Source organism: Bacillus cereus group sp. RP29, assembly GCF_040459765.1.
Taxonomy (GTDB): Bacteria; Bacillota; Bacilli; order Bacillales; family Bacillaceae_G; genus Bacillus_A; species Bacillus_A paranthracis.
Genome location: NZ_JARVHN010000001.1, coordinates 463,660 through 482,807 on the forward strand (window position 1 = coordinate 463,660; position 19,148 = coordinate 482,807).

The following is a 19,148-nucleotide window of genomic DNA, read 5'->3' on the forward strand; positions in this document are numbered from 1 at the left end:
GTACTTGTGTTCAACTTCTATTTTGGTTACTATAATCGTAGTAACCAAAATAGAAAGCGTGGGGAAAGACTTGAATTTTCGTGTGTATATTTTAGCTATCGCGGCTTTCGTAGTCGGAACGGTTGAGCTAATTATAGGAGGAACGCTCGATTTAGTTGCCAACGATTTAGGTGTATCTATTAGTGCAGCTGGTCAGCTTATCACAATATTTTCAGTAGTATTTGCTTTATCAGGTCCTGTTTTACTAGCTTTAACAGGGAAATTTGAAAGAAAAACATTGTATGTTGGGGCATTATCAATTTTCTTAATCGGAAATATTATTTCAGCATGTAGTGTGAATTACGGGATGTTAATGTTCTCAAGGGTGATTTGTGCGGCGAGTGGTTCGCTTATTATTGCACTGTCAGTAACACTTGCTTCTAGCGTTGTAGAACCGCATTTTCGTGCGCGTGCAATTGGAATCATTTTCATGGGGATTAGTGGGTCACTTGTACTTGGAGTACCGCTTGGCCTTGTACTCGGAAATGCATACGGATGGCGTGCACCATTTGTACTCATTTCGATCTTAACAGTTATAGCAATCGCTTGTATTTCATTATTCTTAACGAAAGTACCACCGACATCGGTATTATCAATAAGAGAGCAGATTGCTACGTTAAAAGATAAAAAAATCGTCAGTGCACAGTTAACGTCATTCTTATTTTTAACGGGTCATTTAACACTATATGCATATTTAACACCATTTTTAAAAGATGTTATGCATGTGGAAGCGAATTGGATTAGTGTATTTTACTTCATCTTCGGAATCGCAGCAGTAATTGGGGGCGGCTTCGGAGGTTGGCTTGCTGATAAATGGGGATCGAAGAAAAGTATTATTTCAATTATTATCGTATTTGCGTGTGCGATCTTCCTATTGCCGATGATGACATTCTCATTCCCGCTGTTCATTATTATGATGGGACTTTGGAGTATGCTGAGCTGGGCTATTTCGCCAGCACAACAAAATTATTTAATTGAAATTGCACCGGAATCAGCTGGTATTCAGCAAAGTTTAAATAACTCTGCCCTTCACTTAGGAATTGCGCTCGGTTCAACAGTAGGCGGAGTTGTTATTGAGAAATCGTCTGTTATATATAATGCTTGGGTAGGAGGCGGCTTTATTATATTAGCGCTGCTTTGTGCGATTTTCTCGATTACGAGAGGACGTTCTACTCAGTTTGCGAAGGAAGAATCTATCGTTTGATAGGTTCTTTTTTATTTGTAAAAAATTGCAGGTTTTAGTAGAAAGGTAGAGAATTTGTATGTAGCGAGGTGATGTACATGTATACAAATTTTTCAATTATCGGCTTTCTAATTTCAATGCTTCCGTTGTTTCTCGTTATTCTTGCATTTAGATGGGTTCGTTTCATCTATCAAAATTCAGAGAAACAAGTGGAGCAAAATGAGAAGATTATTGAGCTGTTGATGGAGATAAAGGAACAAAATGAAAAGGAGTCTAGGTGAACAGCTAGACTCCTTTTTTGTATGCAATTAATATCTCAACTTCATCAACAAACTCTTAATTTCCTCATCTTCCATAAAGAGGTCATGGTGTTTCTGGGTAATCTTTGCAAGTGCAACGTCGTGATAGAAAAATTCTGTAAAGAACTTTACGAAAGGTTGTGACATTGTTTTCATCGCTTGCCATGACTCTTGCTCTACACCAGCAAATAAAATTTCACGGTCGTCCACGATGAGCAGTAAGTATCGCTCTAGCGCGTTAGGCTCTTCGGCTGGGATTAGAAAATGCATGTTTTCTAAGTCTGTTTTTACTTTTCCAACTATAAGGGATTCGGTTTTGACGCCTTGTTTTGCTTTTTCTTCTAATAACGGAAGATATTCTAAAAGAGTATCGTTCCAAGCTGAAATGCGAATTGATTCTTTTGCATTTTCGATGAGCTCTTTACTTTGAACGCGAATAGAAGATTGCATTTTTAAGCTCCATACACGGTCATCTGTAAATGATTTTTTCGATATAGTTGTCTCTAATTCTTTAATATTGGATTGAAATTCTGTCGTTAATTTTTCAATTGCTAGCTTGAGTGGTAATGCTGTATACATCTTTTTCTTCTCCGAAACAGAATCCATTACCATTCCTTTATCGATTAGACGTGCAAGCACTTCATATATTTTTGCTTTTGGCACGCCAGAATGCTTCACAATCGTTGTAGCATCTAATGGTTCGTTGCTTGATACGACAACTTCGTAAGCTTGGCTTTCATATTGTGAGAAACCGAATTTTTGTAACATAGTTCCCTCCGAACGAATGAGATTATAGTTTAAGGATAATGAACTATTTGTTTTTGCACAAGTGGTAGTCAGTTTTCTAATTGTATTAAGGTGAGAATTAATTTCAATTTTTTAATTTTATCCATTATACTTAATATAGTGATTAATATGATTACAATACAACAAGAAGGGTAATTAACTGTTACGATTTATTTAACAAATTATAACGAAAGTTAATTAAATATATCAGTAAGCCCTGCTAGTCAAGTGATTGGCTAGTAGTGAGGGTTAACTGCGGGCAATCCCTAAAGCTGATTGAACTACAACGTGGCTAGAAATGGCGAGCGTGAATGTCGCGAAAGCAGAAAAAATCAATCAGATGGTGCAAGGTTAAACCCTAAACACTAGAACAATGGGTCTTCCGCATCGAATCATCTAAGTCAAAAGTGATAAGATGAACGTTCAACGACTATCTCGTATAACTGACGAGAGTACACCACAAGCCTATGGTGGTGGAAAAATCCTCTATCTCTAAGTAGATAAACATATAGTCTGCGCTCATGTGAAAACATGAGAAGTTCATAAGAGAACTGGCTAAGGAATTGCGCCCTTAGTTGAACAAGATAAATTTGATTGAATCTATCAAACTTCATTGATTTTATCGAACGTACGTGCTATGTTTGGTTCGATGAGGTGAGAATAATAATGAAATTTTCACGAGTTAGTCAAGTATCAGAATTAACAGGTTTGCATCCGAGTGGTCTCAGGAGAATGCTGGTGGAACACGCTACGATTCAGAAGAACAAATCTTTCATTAAAGGAGTTACATTCTGATGATATTGGCGAAGAAAGTTAGACTGATTCCAACGCCTGAACAAGAAAAAGTGCTTAGAAACCATGCTGGTGCTGCAAGATTTGCTTATAACTATTGTAAAAGAATGAGTGATAGATACTATAAGCTATTTGGAAAATCTGTTTCACAGTTAGCTTTACAGAAACGATTTACAAAGATTAAGAAGCGAAAGAGGTATGAGTGGTTAAAAGAAATCAATGCACAAGTTCCCAAACAGGCTTCAAAAGATTTTGATACGGCGAGAAAACATTCGTTCAAAAAGTACAAAAATGGTTATCACACTTCTTATAAATCCAAGAAAGATTTAATCCAAGGATTTTATGCCAATTATGAAAGACTGGTTATAGGAAAGAAAGTCGTTCATATTCAGTCTATTGGAGAAGTGAAAACAAGCCAACAACTACCAAGGAATAAAAAACCATCCAATCCAAGAGTTACCTTTGATGGTCGTCACTGGTGGATTAGTGTAGGGTTCCAAGAAGACTTTGAATCACAAGAACTAACGAATGAGTCGATTGGTGTGGATGTTGGTTTAAAAGAACTTTTTGTAGCTTCTAATGGTATGAAAGAACGAAATATAAACAAAGATGCTAAGGTTAAAAAACTTTTGAGAAGGAAAAAGTCAGCGCAAAGAGATATGTCTAGGAGATTTAAAAAAGGTGTAAAAATTCAATCTGCCGGATATGAAAAAGCGAAAGCTGAGCACCTGCGGTTATCTAGGAAAATTATGAATATCCGAAATAACCATATCCATCAAGCAACAGCTAAATTGGTGAAAACCAAACCAATGAGGATTGTTGTGGAAGACTTATCTATTTCGAACCTGTTAAAAAACAAAAAACTATCGAAGGCACTTTCCTTTCAAAAATTAAACTTCTTCTTTCAATGTTTATCATACAAGTGCGAGAAGTACGGCATTGCGTATGAAAAAGCTGATAAATGGTTCGCCTCAAGCAAGATTTGCTCATGTTGCGGCGTAAAATACGACCATTCGGTTCAACCAGAAGGACAGTGGAGTTTAAAGATTCGTGAATGGCGTTGTGCTTCATGCAATAGCTATCACGATAGGGATGTAAATGCTGCGATAAATTTATCAAGATGGGTAAAATAAATGCTTGATAATAGGAGGTAACGATACTGCCTCGTGTGGAGTGTTATACCCCTCGTCCCTTCGGGGTTGCGAGAACACGATGAAGCACTAACTCGTGTAAATTTGATTGAATTGTATAGATTTAGTTAAGTTTATCGTATCGGGATGCTTGGGGGAAGATGTTAAGAAGTTTACGTTTAAAAATTGCGGTAGTATTTTCGGTACTTATTTCTATGATGTTCGTAATATTAGGTACAGCTATGTATGAATTACAGAAAGAGAAGGAAGTGCGCTCCTTAGACCAGTATTCTCAAAATACGATGGATCTTGTGACAGAGCAACTTACGACATTTGTTCAAAGAACGGATGAAGATATGGGGTATTATGCGAACAGTGAGATGATTCGTAATATGCTTCAAGACGGAGTTACTCCAGAAGAGGAAGCATTTTTGACGAAAGAGTTTTCGGAGTATAAAAAGAACCATCCAGGCATTTTAGACTTATATATTGGTACGAAAGATAAAAAAACATTAAGTGCCAATCTTGCTGAAGGTGGAAAAGTGCCAGAGGGATATGATCCAACGACAAGACCTTGGTATAAAGACTCAGAAGCTGATGTGAAAACGGTTCACTGGGGACAACCTATGTATGAAATTGCAACAGGTAAGTTAAGCGTGGGAGTTTCTAAAGCAATTACAGCTCAAGATGGATCTGTATTAGGTGTTGTGGCGATGGATGTATCGCTCGGAACAATTCAGAAATTACTTCATAATATTCAATACAATAACGGCGGAGAAATGTTTATTATAAATGATAAAAATATGGCTCTTGTTTACCCGGAAAAGATAGGGAAAGATGTTTCGAAAGAGCCACTTGTGCAGAGTTTAAATAAAGATGTAACAAAATATGCTGTCACTACATTAAAAGGTGAAGAGGTAGTTGCATATAGTCAGTCATTTGATTTGATGAAATGGAAGATAGGAATTTTTTATCCGAAAGAAACAATTGATGGGCTATTACATAGTACGAGAAATACAGTCATTATAATGGCATGTATTAGCTTATTCGTTGGAATCGTAGCTTCATACTTGTTCTCACGAAGATTAGCAAGACCACTGCAATTATTAACGAATCACGTTCAAAAAGTAGCAGAAGGTGATTTAACGTTGCAAATGAAAGTGACAAGTAAGGATGAAGTTGGAGAACTGACGAACCATTTTAATCATATGGTTGAACAAATGAATGAAATGGTAAGCAAAATTAAAAATAGTGTATCAACCGTGCAACAATCAACGAATAATCTACATTATTTAACGAATGAAACTGTAGCAGCTAGTAAAGAAGTGTCAGGTGCAATGGATGACGTGAGCGGAGGAGCTTCTACGCTCGCTAATAGTGTAGATGAAGTTTCAGAGCAGCTCGAGAATATGGCGCAGTCAGTGGAACAAATGAATAACTCTGTTGGTGAAATAAAAGGAGTAGCTGGTAAAGCAGAAGAGGCATCTAAGCAAGGATTAAATACGATGCGAAATTTAGTTCGTACGAGAGAACAATCCTCTTCAATTGTCGTTCATACAGAGGAAGCATCTGGAAAGTTAGAGCAAAGGGTTGGATCGATTCAAAATGTTGTAGAGCTTATAAAAGGTATTTCGGATCAAACGAATTTACTTGCTTTAAATGCTTCAATCGAGGCGGCACGTGCGGGTGAACAAGGTAAAGGCTTTGCTGTTGTTGCGGAAGAGGTTCGAAAATTAGCGGAACAATCAAAAGAAGCAACAGTAGAAATTGCGACGATGATTGGTGATGTACAAGTAGAGGTAAGACGAGTTGTAGAAGTTGTAAGTAAATTAAAAGATATTGCGGATATACAAAATAATGTTACGACAGAAGCAGAGGCGGAGTTCCGTACAATTATGTCAGTTGTAAATACAATTAGTACTTCAGTAGAGCAAATCGTAGAAGAGGTACATAACATCGGTCACGAACAAGGAGAAATTACAGCGGTCATGCATACAATTGCTGGTACGAGTCAAGAAAGCGCAGCTGTTTCGGAAGAAGTAAATGCTGCAACTGAATCACAAGTGAATCATCTAGAAAAGGTAGTTCATACGATGGAAAGCTTGACGGAGCATATGAGAGACTTGGAAAGATTGGTTGAGCAATTTAAAATAGAGGAATAACAAATTAGTAAAATGATGCGTATTTCGGTAAAATAGATAATGGATATATAAGAAGCAATTATAGGAGGAAGACTACTATGGCAATTGTTGACGTATCGATTATTCCAGTAGGAACAGGTAATCCAAGTGTTAGTGAATATGTAGCAGAAGTACAAAAGGTGCTAGAGAAAAATGCAGATCGCGTGAAGTATCAATTAACACCAATGAATACAATTATTGAAGGAGATCTTCCTGTCATTCTAGAAGTAATTCAACAAATGCATGAAGTTCCATATACGAAAGGTGCACAGCGCGTTGCAACAACAATTCGTATCGATGATCGTCGTGATAAAGTAAGCACAATGGAGAAAAAATTAAACTCTGTTCGATCAAAATTATAAAGAAAAGCAGCGATTTTCGCTGCTTTTTTCATATAGGAGGTAATAAGATGAGCGAAAAGTTTAACGAACAGTTTGACGGGTTGTTAGAGAAATACACGGAACTATTACTTGGAGAGAGCAATGAAGAGAGAAAAGAACAGGTACAGAAGTGGGCACTGTATTCTTACATAGCGAAGACGATGCCAGCTTTAGTGAAGCACTGGAATGAGACTTATCCCGATGCGAAAGAAGAGATGGTGCAGTTAATTACTGATATTAAAAGGCTGAATGAAGAAAAGAGAAATGAACAATAAAAAAAACTTGGGATAAATATAATCTCAAGTTTTCTGTATTAATATCCTCATATAATTTACATGGAATATAAAGGATTTTATAAGCATGTCGAATATTTTCGGCATGCTTATTTTGTGCCTATTAAAATCTATTTTTCTAAATGTCGAAAAATATTTCAGGCATATTTATAAGCGAGAATATAGGTTTTTAAATGTTTTTATAGTATTTTATAAATTATCTAAATAATTATTTGTATCCAATAATTTTAAACAATGATATAATTTCGAAGAGGGGTAAAAAACAGATAAATTAAGTCATAGGGGTGAATTACATGGAACAATTAATGCGAAATTCGTTTCTTTTCTTATCTAAAAATAAAGCGCTAACAAAACTGGCTAAAAAGTACGGTTTACGCTTTGGTGCAGGTCGCTTTGTCGCAGGGGAGACAATTGAATTAGCGACAGCAGCTATTAAACAATTAAACAAGCAAGGACTTTGTGTAACAATCGATTATTTAGGGGAGTTCGTTGATAATGAAGCGGAAGCAAATGAAATGGCTAACCAATCGATTGAAGCAATCCGTGCTATTGGAAGAGAAGGTTTGGATTCGCAACTTTCTTTAAAGATGACTTCTATGGGATTAGATATCTCTGATGAAATTGTAATGAACAATATGCGCCGCATTTTAGAAGCTGCAAAAGAAAATGGTGTATTCGTTACAATTGATATGGAAGATTATACACGTTGCGGAAAGACAATCGATATCTTTAAACAATTAAAATCTGAGTACGATAATATCGGTACTGTTATTCAAGCTTACCTATATCGTACAGAAAAAGATATTGAGGATTTAAATGCTTATAATCCTAATTTACGTCTTGTAAAAGGGGCTTATAAAGAACCTGAAGAAGTGGCATTCCCAGACAAGAAAGATGTAGATGAAAATTATAAAAAGATTATTAAAATGCACTTATTAAATGGAAATTATACTGCAATTGCTTCACATGACGAAGCGATTATTGAATATACGAAAAAACTTGCCGAAGAACACAACATTCCAAGGGATCAATTTGAATTCCAGATGTTATATGGTATTCGCAATGAGCGTCAACTTGAGCTAGTAAAAGAAGGTTACAAAATGCGTGTTTACGTACCTTATGGAAACGACTGGTATGGCTACTTCATGCGTCGTCTAGCAGAGCGTCCAGCAAACGTTGCGTTCGTATTAAAAGGTATGGTTAAAAAATAACCAAGGAGAAAATACTCCTTGGTTATTTTAATTGCTGAAATGCGTAATGTGCCATTTTCTTCGTATCAGGATACAGTTGCTTGCGAGTAGAAGATAATACAACATTAATGACGCGTTTACCGTCTTTCTCATCCACTGTTACGACTGTATATTTTCCGAGTGCTGATAGACCGCTTTTACTTCCAATTGCATATGGATCGTCATATAGTTCTTCTCGTCCATAGTTTGCAATCTTTGGAGAGCGTTCTGAAGTATGTAGAGTTGTACGCGTTGAATTCATATATTCTAAAACAACTGGGTACTTTAATGCTTCTTTCGTAATTATAGCAATGTCATATGGTGATACTTTGTTTCCTAGTGCATCAGCACCACTTGCGTTTTTGAAAGTCGCATGCTTTGTACCAAGTTCCTTCGCTCTAGCATTCATCATTTTTACAAATTCATTTTTTGATCCTGCGATATGTTCTGCGATGGATTCAGCTATTGGATCTGCACTAATGATAAGCATCAGTTTTAATGCCTCATCACGTTTTAACTTTTCCCCAGCACGAAGTTTAATTTTCTTACTTTGACTTTCTGTTTTAATTGCGTTTTCTGTAACTGTAATTTCCTCATCCTCTTTTACATTCTCTAGTAAAAGAAGCGTTGTCATCATTTTGGCTATACTAGCCGGATAAGAGCGTTCGTCTTCTCGTTTGCCATACAAAATTTCACCTGTGTCTGCATCGATTGTAATCCCGTATTGCCCAGTGATGCTAGGTTGATCGGCTCTTACAGCTTGTTGTCTTTGTGCGTAAGAGAAGAAAATCATCCCTGTAAATAGTGTGGCAATCATTACAATCATAACTATTGTTCGTTTCATTATAATTCCCTCATTTGTTACAAATAAATTGGGCAGAAAAAGCAGCCATTACCCATTATGCCACGTTCTCTGCCCAAAAATATAGCGTTATTTTTCGCCCATATTATGCTTCTTATATTGTTGGTTATTACCTTGACGTCCTTTTTCCACGCCTCGACCAGTTGGTCCAGCGTTTCCTGTCACACTTGCTGCGCTAATTCCAGCCTTTGAAGGGTTCTTCTTAAGTTTTGCCATATATATTCCTCCAGTTTCGTCAGATTATAAAAAGGGAAAGTGTATTTTAGTGAAGAAAATACATATATAGCATGGGCAAATAAAAGAAAAATATTTATTTCAGAAAATTTTATCAATAAATATATTGCGAAAATTTAAACAGTATCATATATTTATTAGTAGAGGCTCACTCATTGATTGCGACTTATGTCGAAAAATTGAATGAGCATTCATTCAAGAATAGGGGGAGAATTGGATGTTCCAAATTAAAAAGGCTGCTGTTCTAGGTTCAGGCGTAATGGGTTCAGGAATTGCGGCACACTTAGCTAATATTGGTATTCCGACATTATTGCTTGATATTGTACCACCTGCGCTTACGAAAGAAGAAGAAGCGAAGGGACTTACATTAGAACATAAAAGTGTGAGAAATCGTTTTAGTAATACGGCACTACAAAAACTATTAAAGCAAAAACCAGCTCCTCTGACAGTGAAAGGAAATTTAGCACTGATTGAAGCAGGTAACTTAGAAGATGACCTTGAGCGTCTAGCTGATGTAGATTGGATTATTGAAGTAGTAGTTGAAAACTTAGATATTAAAAAGAAACTATTTGAAAAAGTAGATGCTGTTCGTAAACCGGGTTCTATCGTAAGCTCGAATACGTCAGGCATTTCAGTTGAAAAAATGGCAGAAGGTCGTTCAGACGACTTCCAGAAACACTTCTTAGGAACACACTTTTTTAACCCACCACGATATTTAAAACTTCTAGAGGTAATACCGACGAAAGAAACTGATCCACAAGTATTAAGCTTCATGAAACTATTTGGCGAAGACGTTCTTGGAAAAGGCGTTGTTATCGCGAAAGACACACCAAACTTTATTGGAAACCGCATCGGTACGTATGGTTTATTAGTAACTCTTCAAGAGATGGTAAAACGCGGCTATAGCATTGGGGAGGTTGATTCTGTAACAGGCCCACTTATTGGTCGTCCGAAGAGCGCAACGTTCCGTACATTAGATGTTGTCGGTTTAGATACATTTGTACACGTTGCAAATAACGTATATGAAAACGTACAAGAAGAAGAGCGCGATGTATTTAAAGTACCAGCTTTCATGCATGACATGCTTGATAAAAAATGGCTTGGAAGCAAAACAGGTCAAGGCTTCTTCTTAAAACAAGGAAAAGAAATTCTAGAATTAAATCCAGAAACAATGGAGTACGAAGCTCGCAAAAAATTAAAAGCTGCATCGATTGAGTTAAGTAAACAAGAAAAAGGTTTATCGAATAAATTGAAAGCGCTTGTATACGCGAAAGACCGCGCAGGAGAGTTGTTATGGAACATCATTACACCAACTCTTTTATACTCTGCAAAACTTCATAAAGAAATTGCTGACGATATCGTTGCAATTGACCAAGCGATGAAGTGGGGCTTCGGCTGGGAGCAAGGACCGTTTGAAGTTTGGGATGCAATTGGCGTTGAAAAGTCCGTTCAAAAGATGGAAGAAAACGGCGTAGTTGTTCCGACTTGGGTGAAAGAAATGTTAGAGAAAGGTTTCACTACTTTCTACAAACATGATAACGGAGATAGCTACTATTACGATAATGGCGAATATAAGTTAATTGAGCGTAATAAAAAGGCCATTTCTCTTAAACAATTAAAAGCGAAAAACGGCGTATTAAAGAAAAATAGTGGAGCGAGCTTAATCGATTTAGGCGACGGCATCCTTTGTTTAGAATTCCATTCGAAGAGCAATGCAATCGGTATGGATATTACGCAAATGATTAACTACGCTGTTGATGAAGTAGAAAAGAATTATAAAGGTCTTGTTATCGGTAACCAATCGAAGAACTTCTGCGTTGGTGCGAACTTAGCAACGATCTTAATGGAAGCACAAGACGACAACTACTTTGAAATTGAGTTAGTTGTGAAAAACTTCCAAGATGCAATGATGAAAATTAAATACTCTTCTAAGCCAGTTGTAGCAGCGCCATATGGTATGACGCTTGGCGGAGGTACAGAAGTTTGCTTACCAGCAGCGAGCATTCAAGCTTCTAGTGAAACGTATATGGGTTTAGTAGAAGTTGGTGTTGGCTTAATCCCTGGCGGAGGCGGTAATAAAGAGCTATACATTAAACACTTAAATAAAATGGCAAACGGCGTAGAATTTGATCTACAAAAAGTTGCAAATAAAGTGTTCGAAACAGTCGCAATGGCGAAAGTTTCAACTTCAGGACAAGAAGCGGTTTCTCATAACTTCTTAGGTGATAAAGACGGTATTAGTGTGAATGGTGATCACTTACTATACGATGCGAAACAGAAAGCACTTGCTTTATATGAAGCTGGTTATAAAGCACCGATTCGTAAAAAGATACCGGTTGTTGGTGAAACAGGATATGCAACTCTTGCACTTGGTGCAGAAGCAATGCATTTATCTGGTTACATTTCAGAGTACGACCTTCATATTGCGAAGAAACTTGCATATGTCATCGCAGGCGGAAAAGTGCCGTACGGAACAGAAGTTGATGAGCAGTATTTATTAGATGTAGAACGTGAAGCATTTATTAGCTTAGTAAGTGAGATGAAATCACAAGCAAGAATGCAGCACATGCTTGTAAAAGGAAAGCCATTACGTAACTAATAACGAGGGGAGATATCGTTCATGAGAGAAGCTGTCATTGTTGCGGGAGCAAGAACACCAATTGGAAAAGCAAAGAGGGGTTCATTAAAAACAGTTCGTCCTGACGATTTAGGGGCGTTAGTAGTAAAAGAAACGTTAAAGCGTGCGAATTATGAAGGACCAATCGATGATTTAATTTTCGGTTGTGCGATGCCAGAAGCAGAGCAAGGTTTAAATATGGCTCGTAATATCGGCGGATTAGCAGGACTTTCTTACGATGTTCCAGCTATTACAATTAACCGTTACTGTTCTTCAGGTTTACAAAGTATCGCTTACGGAGCAGAGCGCATTATGCTTGGGCACTCGGAAGCGGTATTATCAGGCGGAGCGGAATCAATGAGTTTAGTTCCAATGATGGGACACGTTGTTCGTCCGAATAGTCGCCTTGTAGAAGCAGCTCCAGAATATTATATGGGTATGGGACATACAGCAGAGCAAGTTGCTGTGAAATATGGAATTTCTCGTGAAGAGCAAGATGCATTTGCAGTAAGAAGCCATCAACGTGCTGCGAAAGCATTAGCTGCAGGGAACTTTGCTGATGAAACAGTACCTGTAGATGTAACGTTACGTACTGTTGGAGCAAATAACAAACTGCAAGAAGAAACAATCACTTTCACGCAAGACGAAGGTGTAAGAGCTGAAACGACGCTAGACATTTTAGGGAAATTACGTCCAGCATTTAACGTTCGCGGTTCTGTAACAGCTGGTAACTCTTCACAAATGAGTGACGGGGCAGCATCTGTACTATTAATGGATCGCGAAAAGGCAGTGAGCGATGGCATGAAGCCACTTGCGAAATTCCGTTCATTTGCAGTAGCGGGTGTACCACCAGAAGTAATGGGAATCGGCCCAATCGCTGCCATTCCAAAAGCGTTAAAATTAGCTGGCTTAGAGCTATCTGATATTGGCTTATTCGAACTAAATGAAGCATTCGCTTCTCAATCGATCCAAGTTATTCGTGAACTTGGTTTAGATGAAGAAAAAGTAAACGTAAACGGCGGTGCAATCGCACTTGGACATCCACTTGGCTGTACAGGAGCAAAACTAACACTATCTCTTATTCACGAAATGAAACGCCGCAACGAACAATTCGGTATCGTAACAATGTGTATCGGCGGCGGAATGGGAGCAGCGGGAGTGTTTGAATTACTATAAAAAGTGGAAGCGGCTTGCTCAGAATGTGAGGGGGATGGAGCTTCAGACGTGGAAGCGGCTCGCTCAGAACGAGACGTCACCAATGCAAAGAATGGAAGCAACAAAGGTTTATAAAAAATAAACGGGAGAGCCAGCTTCTTTCAAAATGAGAGAAGCGGCTTATGAAAATATGAAGGAGGAAATTTTCATGGAAAAAACAGTAGGAAATGCGGTTAAAGGCGGTAGCTTTTTAGTAGATGAGATTACGATTGATCAAGTGTTTACGCCAGAAGATTTTTCATCTGAGCATAAAATGATTGCAAAAACGACAGAGGACTTTATCGTAAATGAAGTTCTTCCAGAGCTTGAATATTTAGAGCAACATGAGTTTGATCGTTCTGTTCGTCTTTTAAAAGAAGCTGGGGAACTTGGTTTATTAGGCGCTGACGTACCAGAAGAGTACGGCGGAATTGGTCTTGATAAAGTAAGCTCAGCGTTAATCGCAGAGAAATTCTCTCGCGCTGGTGGCTTTGCAATTACTCACGGTGCTCACGTAGGTATCGGATCTTTACCAATCGTGTTATTCGGTAACGAAGAGCAAAAGAAAAAGTATTTACCATTACTTGCAACTGGTGAAAAATTAGCTGCATACGCATTAACAGAGCCAGGTTCAGGATCTGACGCATTAGGTGCAAAAACAACGGCACGTTTAAATGCAGAAGGTACACATTACGTATTAAATGGTGAAAAACAGTGGATTACAAACTCTGCATTCGCTGACGTATTTATCGTATACGCAAAAATTGATGGAGAGCACTTCTCAGCATTTATCGTAGAGAAAGACTACGCTGGTGTATCTACAAGCCCAGAAGAAAAGAAAATGGGTATTAAATGTTCGTCAACTCGTACGTTAATTTTAGAAGATGCGTTAGTACCGAAAGAAAACTTACTTGGTGAAATCGGTAAAGGTCATATTATCGCATTCAACATTTTAAATATTGGTCGTTATAAATTAGGTGTTGGTACAGTTGGGTCTGCGAAACGTGCAGTAGAAATTTCAGCACAATATGCAAACCAACGTCAACAGTTCAAGCAACCAATCGCTCGTTTCCCATTAATTCAAGAGAAACTTGCGAATATGGCAGCAAAAACATATGCAGCTGAAAGCTCTGTATATCGTACAGTAGGCTTATTCGAAAGCCGAATGAGCACATTATCTGAAGAAGAAGTAAAAGACGGTAAAGCAGTAGCAGCTTCTATCGCTGAATATGCAATCGAGTGCTCTTTAAACAAAGTATTCGGTTCTGAAGTACTAGACTATACAGTAGATGAAGGTGTTCAAATTCACGGTGGTTACGGATTTATGGCAGAGTACGAGATTGAAAGAATGTATCGCGATTCTCGTATTAACCGTATTTTCGAAGGAACGAATGAAATTAACCGCCTAATCGTACCAGGTACGTTCTTACGTAAAGCGATGAAAGGTGAATTACCACTTCTTCAAAAAGCACAAAAATTACAAGAAGAGTTAATGATGATGATGCCAGAAGAAGTAGGCGATGAGCCATTAGCACTTCAAAAATATTTAGTAAATAACGCGAAGAAAATCGGCTTAATGGTAGCTGGATTAGCTGCTCAAAAATACGGTAAAGCATTAGATAAAGAGCAAGAAATTCTTGTGAATATCGCTGACATCGTAAGCAACTTATACGCAATGGAGTCAGCTGTTCTTCGTACAGAAAAAGCAATTAAAACAACTGGTCTTGAAAAGAATAAACAAAAAGTGTTATACACTGAAGTATTCTGCCAAGAAGCGTTCAACGAAATCGAAGCACATGCGAAAGAAACACTTATCGCAGTTGAAAACGGCGACATGTTACGCATGATGTTATCATCATTACGTAAATTAACTCGCCACACACCACTTAACGTAATTCCGAAGAAACGTGAAATCGCTGCGAAAATTTTAGAAGATGAGCGTTATACAGTTTAATATCTTTAAATAACAGTAGTCGTTTATACGACTACTGTTATTTTTTCTGAAAAAAATAAATTTTTAGTGACATAAAACTAATACCATTAGTATAATAAAACTAATGGTATTAGTTTTTGTAAAGAGGGAGATGGGAATATGAGAATGATGCATGAAAAAACGGTATATCAATTGTCATTTTTGCCAAGAGTGTTTCCTGTGAATTGTTACTTTGTGGAGGAAGAAGATGGTTTAACTTTAATTGATGCTGCTTTACCATATAGCGCAAAAGGGATCTTGCAGGCGGCTGAGAAAATAGGGAAACCAATTACTAAGATTGTATTAACACATGCGCATGATGATCACATCGGTGCATTAGACGCATTAAAGGAAGTAATTCCTCATGTTCCAGTCTATATTTCTAAGCGGGACGCAAAGCTGTTAGAAGGAGATACGACGTTACAAAAGGATGAACCAAATACGCCAATAAAAGGCGGTGTACCTAAAAAGATAAAAACGGTACCTGATATTTTATTAGAAGATGGTGACCGAGTTGGATCGCTGCTTGCTATTATGACACCGGGACATACACCGGGCTCCATGTCGTTTCTTGATATAAGAAATAAAGCTCTTATTGTTGGAGATGCATTTCAAACAAGAGGAGGTACGGCTGTTTCGGGACAAATGAAATTTTGGTTTCCGTTTCCTGCGATGGCAACGTGGAGTAAAGAAATATCATTACAAAGTGCAGAGAAGTTAAGAGAATATGAGCCTTCCTTACTTGCGGCAGGACATGGGAAAATGATAAAGGATCCAGGTGCTATTATAGAGCTTGCTATTAAGGAAGCGAAGCGGAATATAGAAAGTAGAAAAGAGGGTTAATTTATGTCACCGAGAATCGGACTTACATTACAGAAAATTGTAGAAACAGCAGCAGAAATTGCAGATACAAATGGAATACAAGAAGTAACGTTAGCTTCATTAGCGCAAACATTAGGGGTACGTTCACCCTCGCTATACAATCATGTGAAAGGTTTACAAGATGTACGGAAACATCTTGGTATTTACGGAATCAAACAGCTGTATAACAAACTGGAAGAAGCGGCCGAGGGTAAACGAATGGATGAAGCAATTCATGCTTTAGGAGAAGCGTATGTAGCATTCGTACGTAAACATCCTGGACTGTATGAAGCAACTTTTTCACGAGATGAAGAAGTAAGAAAAGCAGGTGACGGAATTGTAAAGCTTTGTCTTCAAGTTTTACAACAGTACGGCTTAGAAGGAGAGAATGCACTTCATGCGACACGTGGATTCAGAAGTATTTGTCATGGATTTGCGTCGATTGAACAGCAGGGCGGATTTGGTCTGCCATTAGATTTAGATACAAGTTTACATGTATTGTTGGAAACGTTTATTAAAGGATTACGTGGAATGAGAGAGTGAATAAGAGGAGAAAAACATGAATTTGTCGCTGAGCATGCTTTTTATATAGTAGGCTTTGATTTGCTGGAGGGACAATGACAAAAGGATGTGAAGTGAAATGTTTGCAGGACATTTTGGCTTAGCGGCAGTAGTAAAAGCCAAATCACCTAAATTACCACTTTGGGTTCTCATGTTAAGCTCACAATTGTTGGATGTCATTTTTTTGCCACTTTATATTTTAGGAGTAGAGACAATTGAACCTATTAATAGGAATAGTTATGGTGAAGCAATCATTCATGCGGATTACACACACTCTTTAATAGGAGCACTGTTTATTGCTTTTGTTGCAGGAATAGTCGGTACGAGGCTGTGGGGAAAGCGAAATGGCTTTGTTATTGGAGCTGTAGTTTTTAGTCATTGGATTTTAGATTTACTTGTGCACCGTGCTGATTTGCCGTTACTTCCGGGCAATTACGGGGATTTACCTATGCTTGGTTTTGGATTGTGGAGATTTCCGGCTATTAGTATCATATTGGAATGTATTCTTATTGCGATAGGTGGTATATTATATTTCCGTTTTATCGTTTCAAGTGCGGGCGAACAAAAGAAATTTATAGCAAGAATAATCGGCGGGTTGGTAGTTATATTATTAATTTTTTCGTTGCTCATCAGTATAGTGTCTTGAATATGGATAGCCGGAAACCTTAGAAGCGATTCTAAGGTTTTTTAGTGCGTATGAGTCCAAAAGATTAGATGAGAAAGAGCCTCTAGTGGTTTAGAGGCTCTTTCTTGTTACATGATATTATTTTGCAGGTTTGAAAAATGTGTATATGGCCAAGAAAAAGCAAACGAAACTGAATACGATAGGATCTTGATATGGACTAGGCTCAGAACCCTTCTGGATTTCTGTAAGGAAGTCATGTGTTTTCATGTTTGTTGCTCCTTTAACTAATAGGTTTTATATGATGCGAGGGTTACTGTGGATAGAAAGTGTTTTTTTGAAATTTCATATAATAATTATTGCATAGCGATTCTATTCCTAAAACTATAAAATATAAAGTTTTCATAATATGTAAAATTGCATATTATTCTTTTTGTAAAATTTGTTATATTATCTTTATATTTCAATTTAAGGATTTTAATAAGATAAATGAGAATAACTGGAGGGATACTGTGAGTAAAACAGTGTTAGAAGCGTATAGTGTGGAAAGGAAAATCGAGAATATAACATATAAAAATCTATTTGTAATGATAGCAATGATTATAGGGATTTCACTCCTAGGAGGATTATTCCTTAGTTTAGCCTTTGGGATTTATGGAGAAGCAGTATTAAGTACTAATTTAGAAGGTTATTATTTACTCTTATTCGATGCAATTGTTGTTGCTATCGTTTTATTAGCTTATAAACCGGTTCTTCATTTTATTAAATACATTTGGGATGTATCCGTTTTGAAGAGTGGGAAGACATATTTATATCTATTAATTGGTTTTATTATCATTGCAGTATCACAATATTTAATGTTACATGTGTTTAGTTTTGAAAGCGCAGCAGAACAAAAGGAACAATTAGGGAGTTTAGGGCTTCAAAATAGCATACAAAGTATTATATATGTGTTAAGTGTTGCTATCATTACACCGGTTAAAGAAGAAATTCTATTTCGAGGTATTTTATATCGATTTTTAGAAAAGAAATATAATTTTTTAGTTAGTATCATTATTTCTTCCTTCATTTTTGGAATTCTTCATGGAGGTCTTCTAATTACGGCAACGATTATGGGAATGGTATTTGCAATGTTATACAAAAAGACGCAATCTATTATACCTAGTATTATTTTACACATTGTATGGAACTTACTTGTGAGTATAAGTATGATTGTATCTCTATAAAAATAAATACATAACCAGTATAAAAGATGAATGGCTTAGCTATTCATCTTTTATTTTGTATGCACGTGAAAAAGTTAATTCATGTATACAATCAAAAAATAGCTAAATACTAACAGTGAAAGAATAAAGAAAGGTAGGAGTATCCTATGCAAAATTTAACAGAGCTTGAAGTAGAAAACTTACGTCATTTAATTGGTGGACACGCAACAATTATTAACAAATTGGAGCAGTATGCACAGACGTGTACAGATCCACAACTGAAACAAATGCTACAAAAAGATGCGCAAGATGCACGAAATACGAAGCAACAATTAATGACTTTTCTAGGATAGGAGGAAGCAGAACATGAATGAAAAAGATATGGTAAATGATTATTTAGCAGGATTAAATGCAAGTTTAACAAGTTATGCAAATTATATTGCTCAGTCTGATAATGAACAGTTACACCAAACGTTAATTCAAATTCGTAATCAAGATGAAATGCGCCAACGTAATATGTATGAGTACGCAAAGCAAAAGAGTTATTACAAGCCGGCAGCACCTGCAAATCCGATGATTGTACAACAATTAAAAAGCCAATTAAGTGCGGAATAACAGGGAAAAGAAAACGAGCGAATCTATTTGCTCGTTTTCTTTTTGTATATGTCAATAAATACATAATAAATATTTTTCCAGTTGTAACAAATAT

Annotated in this window: 19 protein-coding genes; 16 read left to right on the plus strand and 3 right to left on the minus strand. The window is 37.1% G+C overall.

Annotated features, from left to right (window positions below; all coding sequences use genetic code 11):
- Nucleotides 1-58: 58 nt before the first annotated feature.
- Nucleotides 59-1,243 (plus strand): MFS transporter, encoded by a 1,185-nt coding sequence (locus tag QCI47_RS02290; RefSeq protein ID WP_136800465.1) that lies wholly within the window; start codon nt 59-61, stop codon nt 1,241-1,243.
- Nucleotides 1,244-1,320: 77 nt separating this feature from the next.
- Entirely contained in the window at nt 1,321-1,503 is a 183-nt protein-coding gene (locus QCI47_RS02295; RefSeq protein ID WP_074543850.1) for a hypothetical protein, read from the plus strand.
- Between the two features lie 27 nt (nt 1,504-1,530).
- Here QCI47_RS02295 and QCI47_RS02300 read toward each other — a convergent pair whose 3' ends face one another.
- Nucleotides 1,531-2,289, minus strand: coding sequence for a TrmB family transcriptional regulator (locus QCI47_RS02300; protein ID WP_000939489.1), 759 nt, complete (start codon nt 2,287-2,289; stop codon nt 1,531-1,533).
- 812 nt (nt 2,290-3,101) lie between these two features.
- On the opposite strand from QCI47_RS02300, the gene QCI47_RS02305 reads away from it, so the two are divergent.
- The 5 genes from QCI47_RS02305 (at nt 3,102) to QCI47_RS02325 (ending at nt 8,293) form a co-directional block, all read left to right on the plus strand.
- Entirely contained in the window at nt 3,102-4,232 is a 1,131-nt protein-coding gene (locus QCI47_RS02305; RefSeq protein ID WP_071742144.1) for an RNA-guided endonuclease InsQ/TnpB family protein, read from the plus strand.
- Between the two features lie 158 nt (nt 4,233-4,390).
- Entirely contained in the window at nt 4,391-6,391 is a 2,001-nt protein-coding gene (locus QCI47_RS02310; RefSeq protein WP_353811684.1) for a methyl-accepting chemotaxis protein, read from the plus strand.
- Nucleotides 6,392-6,468: 77 nt separating this feature from the next.
- Nucleotides 6,469-6,771, plus strand: coding sequence for an MTH1187 family thiamine-binding protein (locus tag QCI47_RS02315; protein ID WP_001018860.1), 303 nt, complete (start codon nt 6,469-6,471; stop codon nt 6,769-6,771).
- Between the two features lie 47 nt (nt 6,772-6,818).
- A complete protein-coding gene (locus QCI47_RS02320) occupies nt 6,819-7,064 on the plus strand; it encodes a YusU family protein (protein ID WP_001290594.1) in 246 nt (81 codons plus the stop codon).
- 311 nt (nt 7,065-7,375) lie between these two features.
- Complete coding sequence (locus QCI47_RS02325; protein ID WP_000436775.1) at nt 7,376-8,293, plus strand: proline dehydrogenase family protein; 918 nt, start codon at nt 7,376-7,378, stop codon at nt 8,291-8,293.
- 22 nt (nt 8,294-8,315) lie between these two features.
- Here the strand turns inward: QCI47_RS02325 and QCI47_RS02330 are convergent, their stop codons facing one another.
- A complete protein-coding gene (locus tag QCI47_RS02330; RefSeq protein WP_000831472.1) occupies nt 8,316-9,155 on the minus strand; it encodes a D-alanyl-D-alanine carboxypeptidase family protein in 840 nt (279 codons plus the stop codon).
- Between the two features lie 87 nt (nt 9,156-9,242).
- Nucleotides 9,243-9,389 carry a YuzL family protein gene (locus QCI47_RS02335; protein WP_220779342.1) on the minus strand — a complete coding sequence of 49 codons (147 nt, stop codon included), beginning with the start codon at nt 9,387-9,389 and terminating at the stop codon, nt 9,243-9,245.
- 235 nt (nt 9,390-9,624) lie between these two features.
- Between QCI47_RS02335 and QCI47_RS02340 the strand changes: the two genes are divergently transcribed.
- From QCI47_RS02340 to QCI47_RS02380, 9 genes are all read left to right on the plus strand, one after another.
- On the plus strand, nt 9,625-12,006 hold the full coding sequence (locus tag QCI47_RS02340) for a 3-hydroxyacyl-CoA dehydrogenase/enoyl-CoA hydratase family protein (protein WP_309422183.1): 2,382 nt from the start codon (nt 9,625-9,627) through the stop codon (nt 12,004-12,006).
- A 21-nt stretch (nt 12,007-12,027) separates the two neighbouring features.
- On the plus strand, nt 12,028-13,200 hold the full coding sequence (locus QCI47_RS02345; protein ID WP_001206325.1) for an acetyl-CoA C-acetyltransferase: 1,173 nt from the start codon (nt 12,028-12,030) through the stop codon (nt 13,198-13,200).
- 187 nt (nt 13,201-13,387) lie between these two features.
- Complete coding sequence (locus QCI47_RS02350) at nt 13,388-15,172, plus strand: acyl-CoA dehydrogenase family protein (protein ID WP_000416279.1); 1,785 nt, start codon at nt 13,388-13,390, stop codon at nt 15,170-15,172.
- A 138-nt stretch (nt 15,173-15,310) separates the two neighbouring features.
- On the plus strand, nt 15,311-16,033 hold the full coding sequence (locus tag QCI47_RS02355) for an MBL fold metallo-hydrolase (RefSeq protein ID WP_071742148.1): 723 nt from the start codon (nt 15,311-15,313) through the stop codon (nt 16,031-16,033).
- A gap of 3 nt (nt 16,034-16,036) precedes the next feature.
- Nucleotides 16,037-16,594 (plus strand): TetR/AcrR family transcriptional regulator, encoded by a 558-nt coding sequence (locus QCI47_RS02360; RefSeq protein WP_309422184.1) that lies wholly within the window; start codon nt 16,037-16,039, stop codon nt 16,592-16,594.
- A gap of 97 nt (nt 16,595-16,691) precedes the next feature.
- Nucleotides 16,692-17,258, plus strand: coding sequence for a hypothetical protein (locus QCI47_RS02365; RefSeq protein WP_061131766.1), 567 nt, complete (start codon nt 16,692-16,694; stop codon nt 17,256-17,258).
- Between the two features lie 488 nt (nt 17,259-17,746).
- Nucleotides 17,747-18,460, plus strand: a complete 714-nt coding sequence (locus QCI47_RS02370) for a CPBP family intramembrane glutamic endopeptidase (protein WP_098671675.1) — start codon at nt 17,747-17,749, stop codon at nt 18,458-18,460.
- Nucleotides 18,461-18,606: 146 nt separating this feature from the next.
- Complete coding sequence (locus tag QCI47_RS02375) at nt 18,607-18,792, plus strand: hypothetical protein (protein ID WP_001180555.1); 186 nt, start codon at nt 18,607-18,609, stop codon at nt 18,790-18,792.
- Nucleotides 18,793-18,805: 13 nt separating this feature from the next.
- Nucleotides 18,806-19,054, plus strand: coding sequence for a spore coat protein (locus QCI47_RS02380; RefSeq protein ID WP_001002987.1), 249 nt, complete (start codon nt 18,806-18,808; stop codon nt 19,052-19,054).
- Nucleotides 19,055-19,148 lie beyond the last annotated feature (94 nt).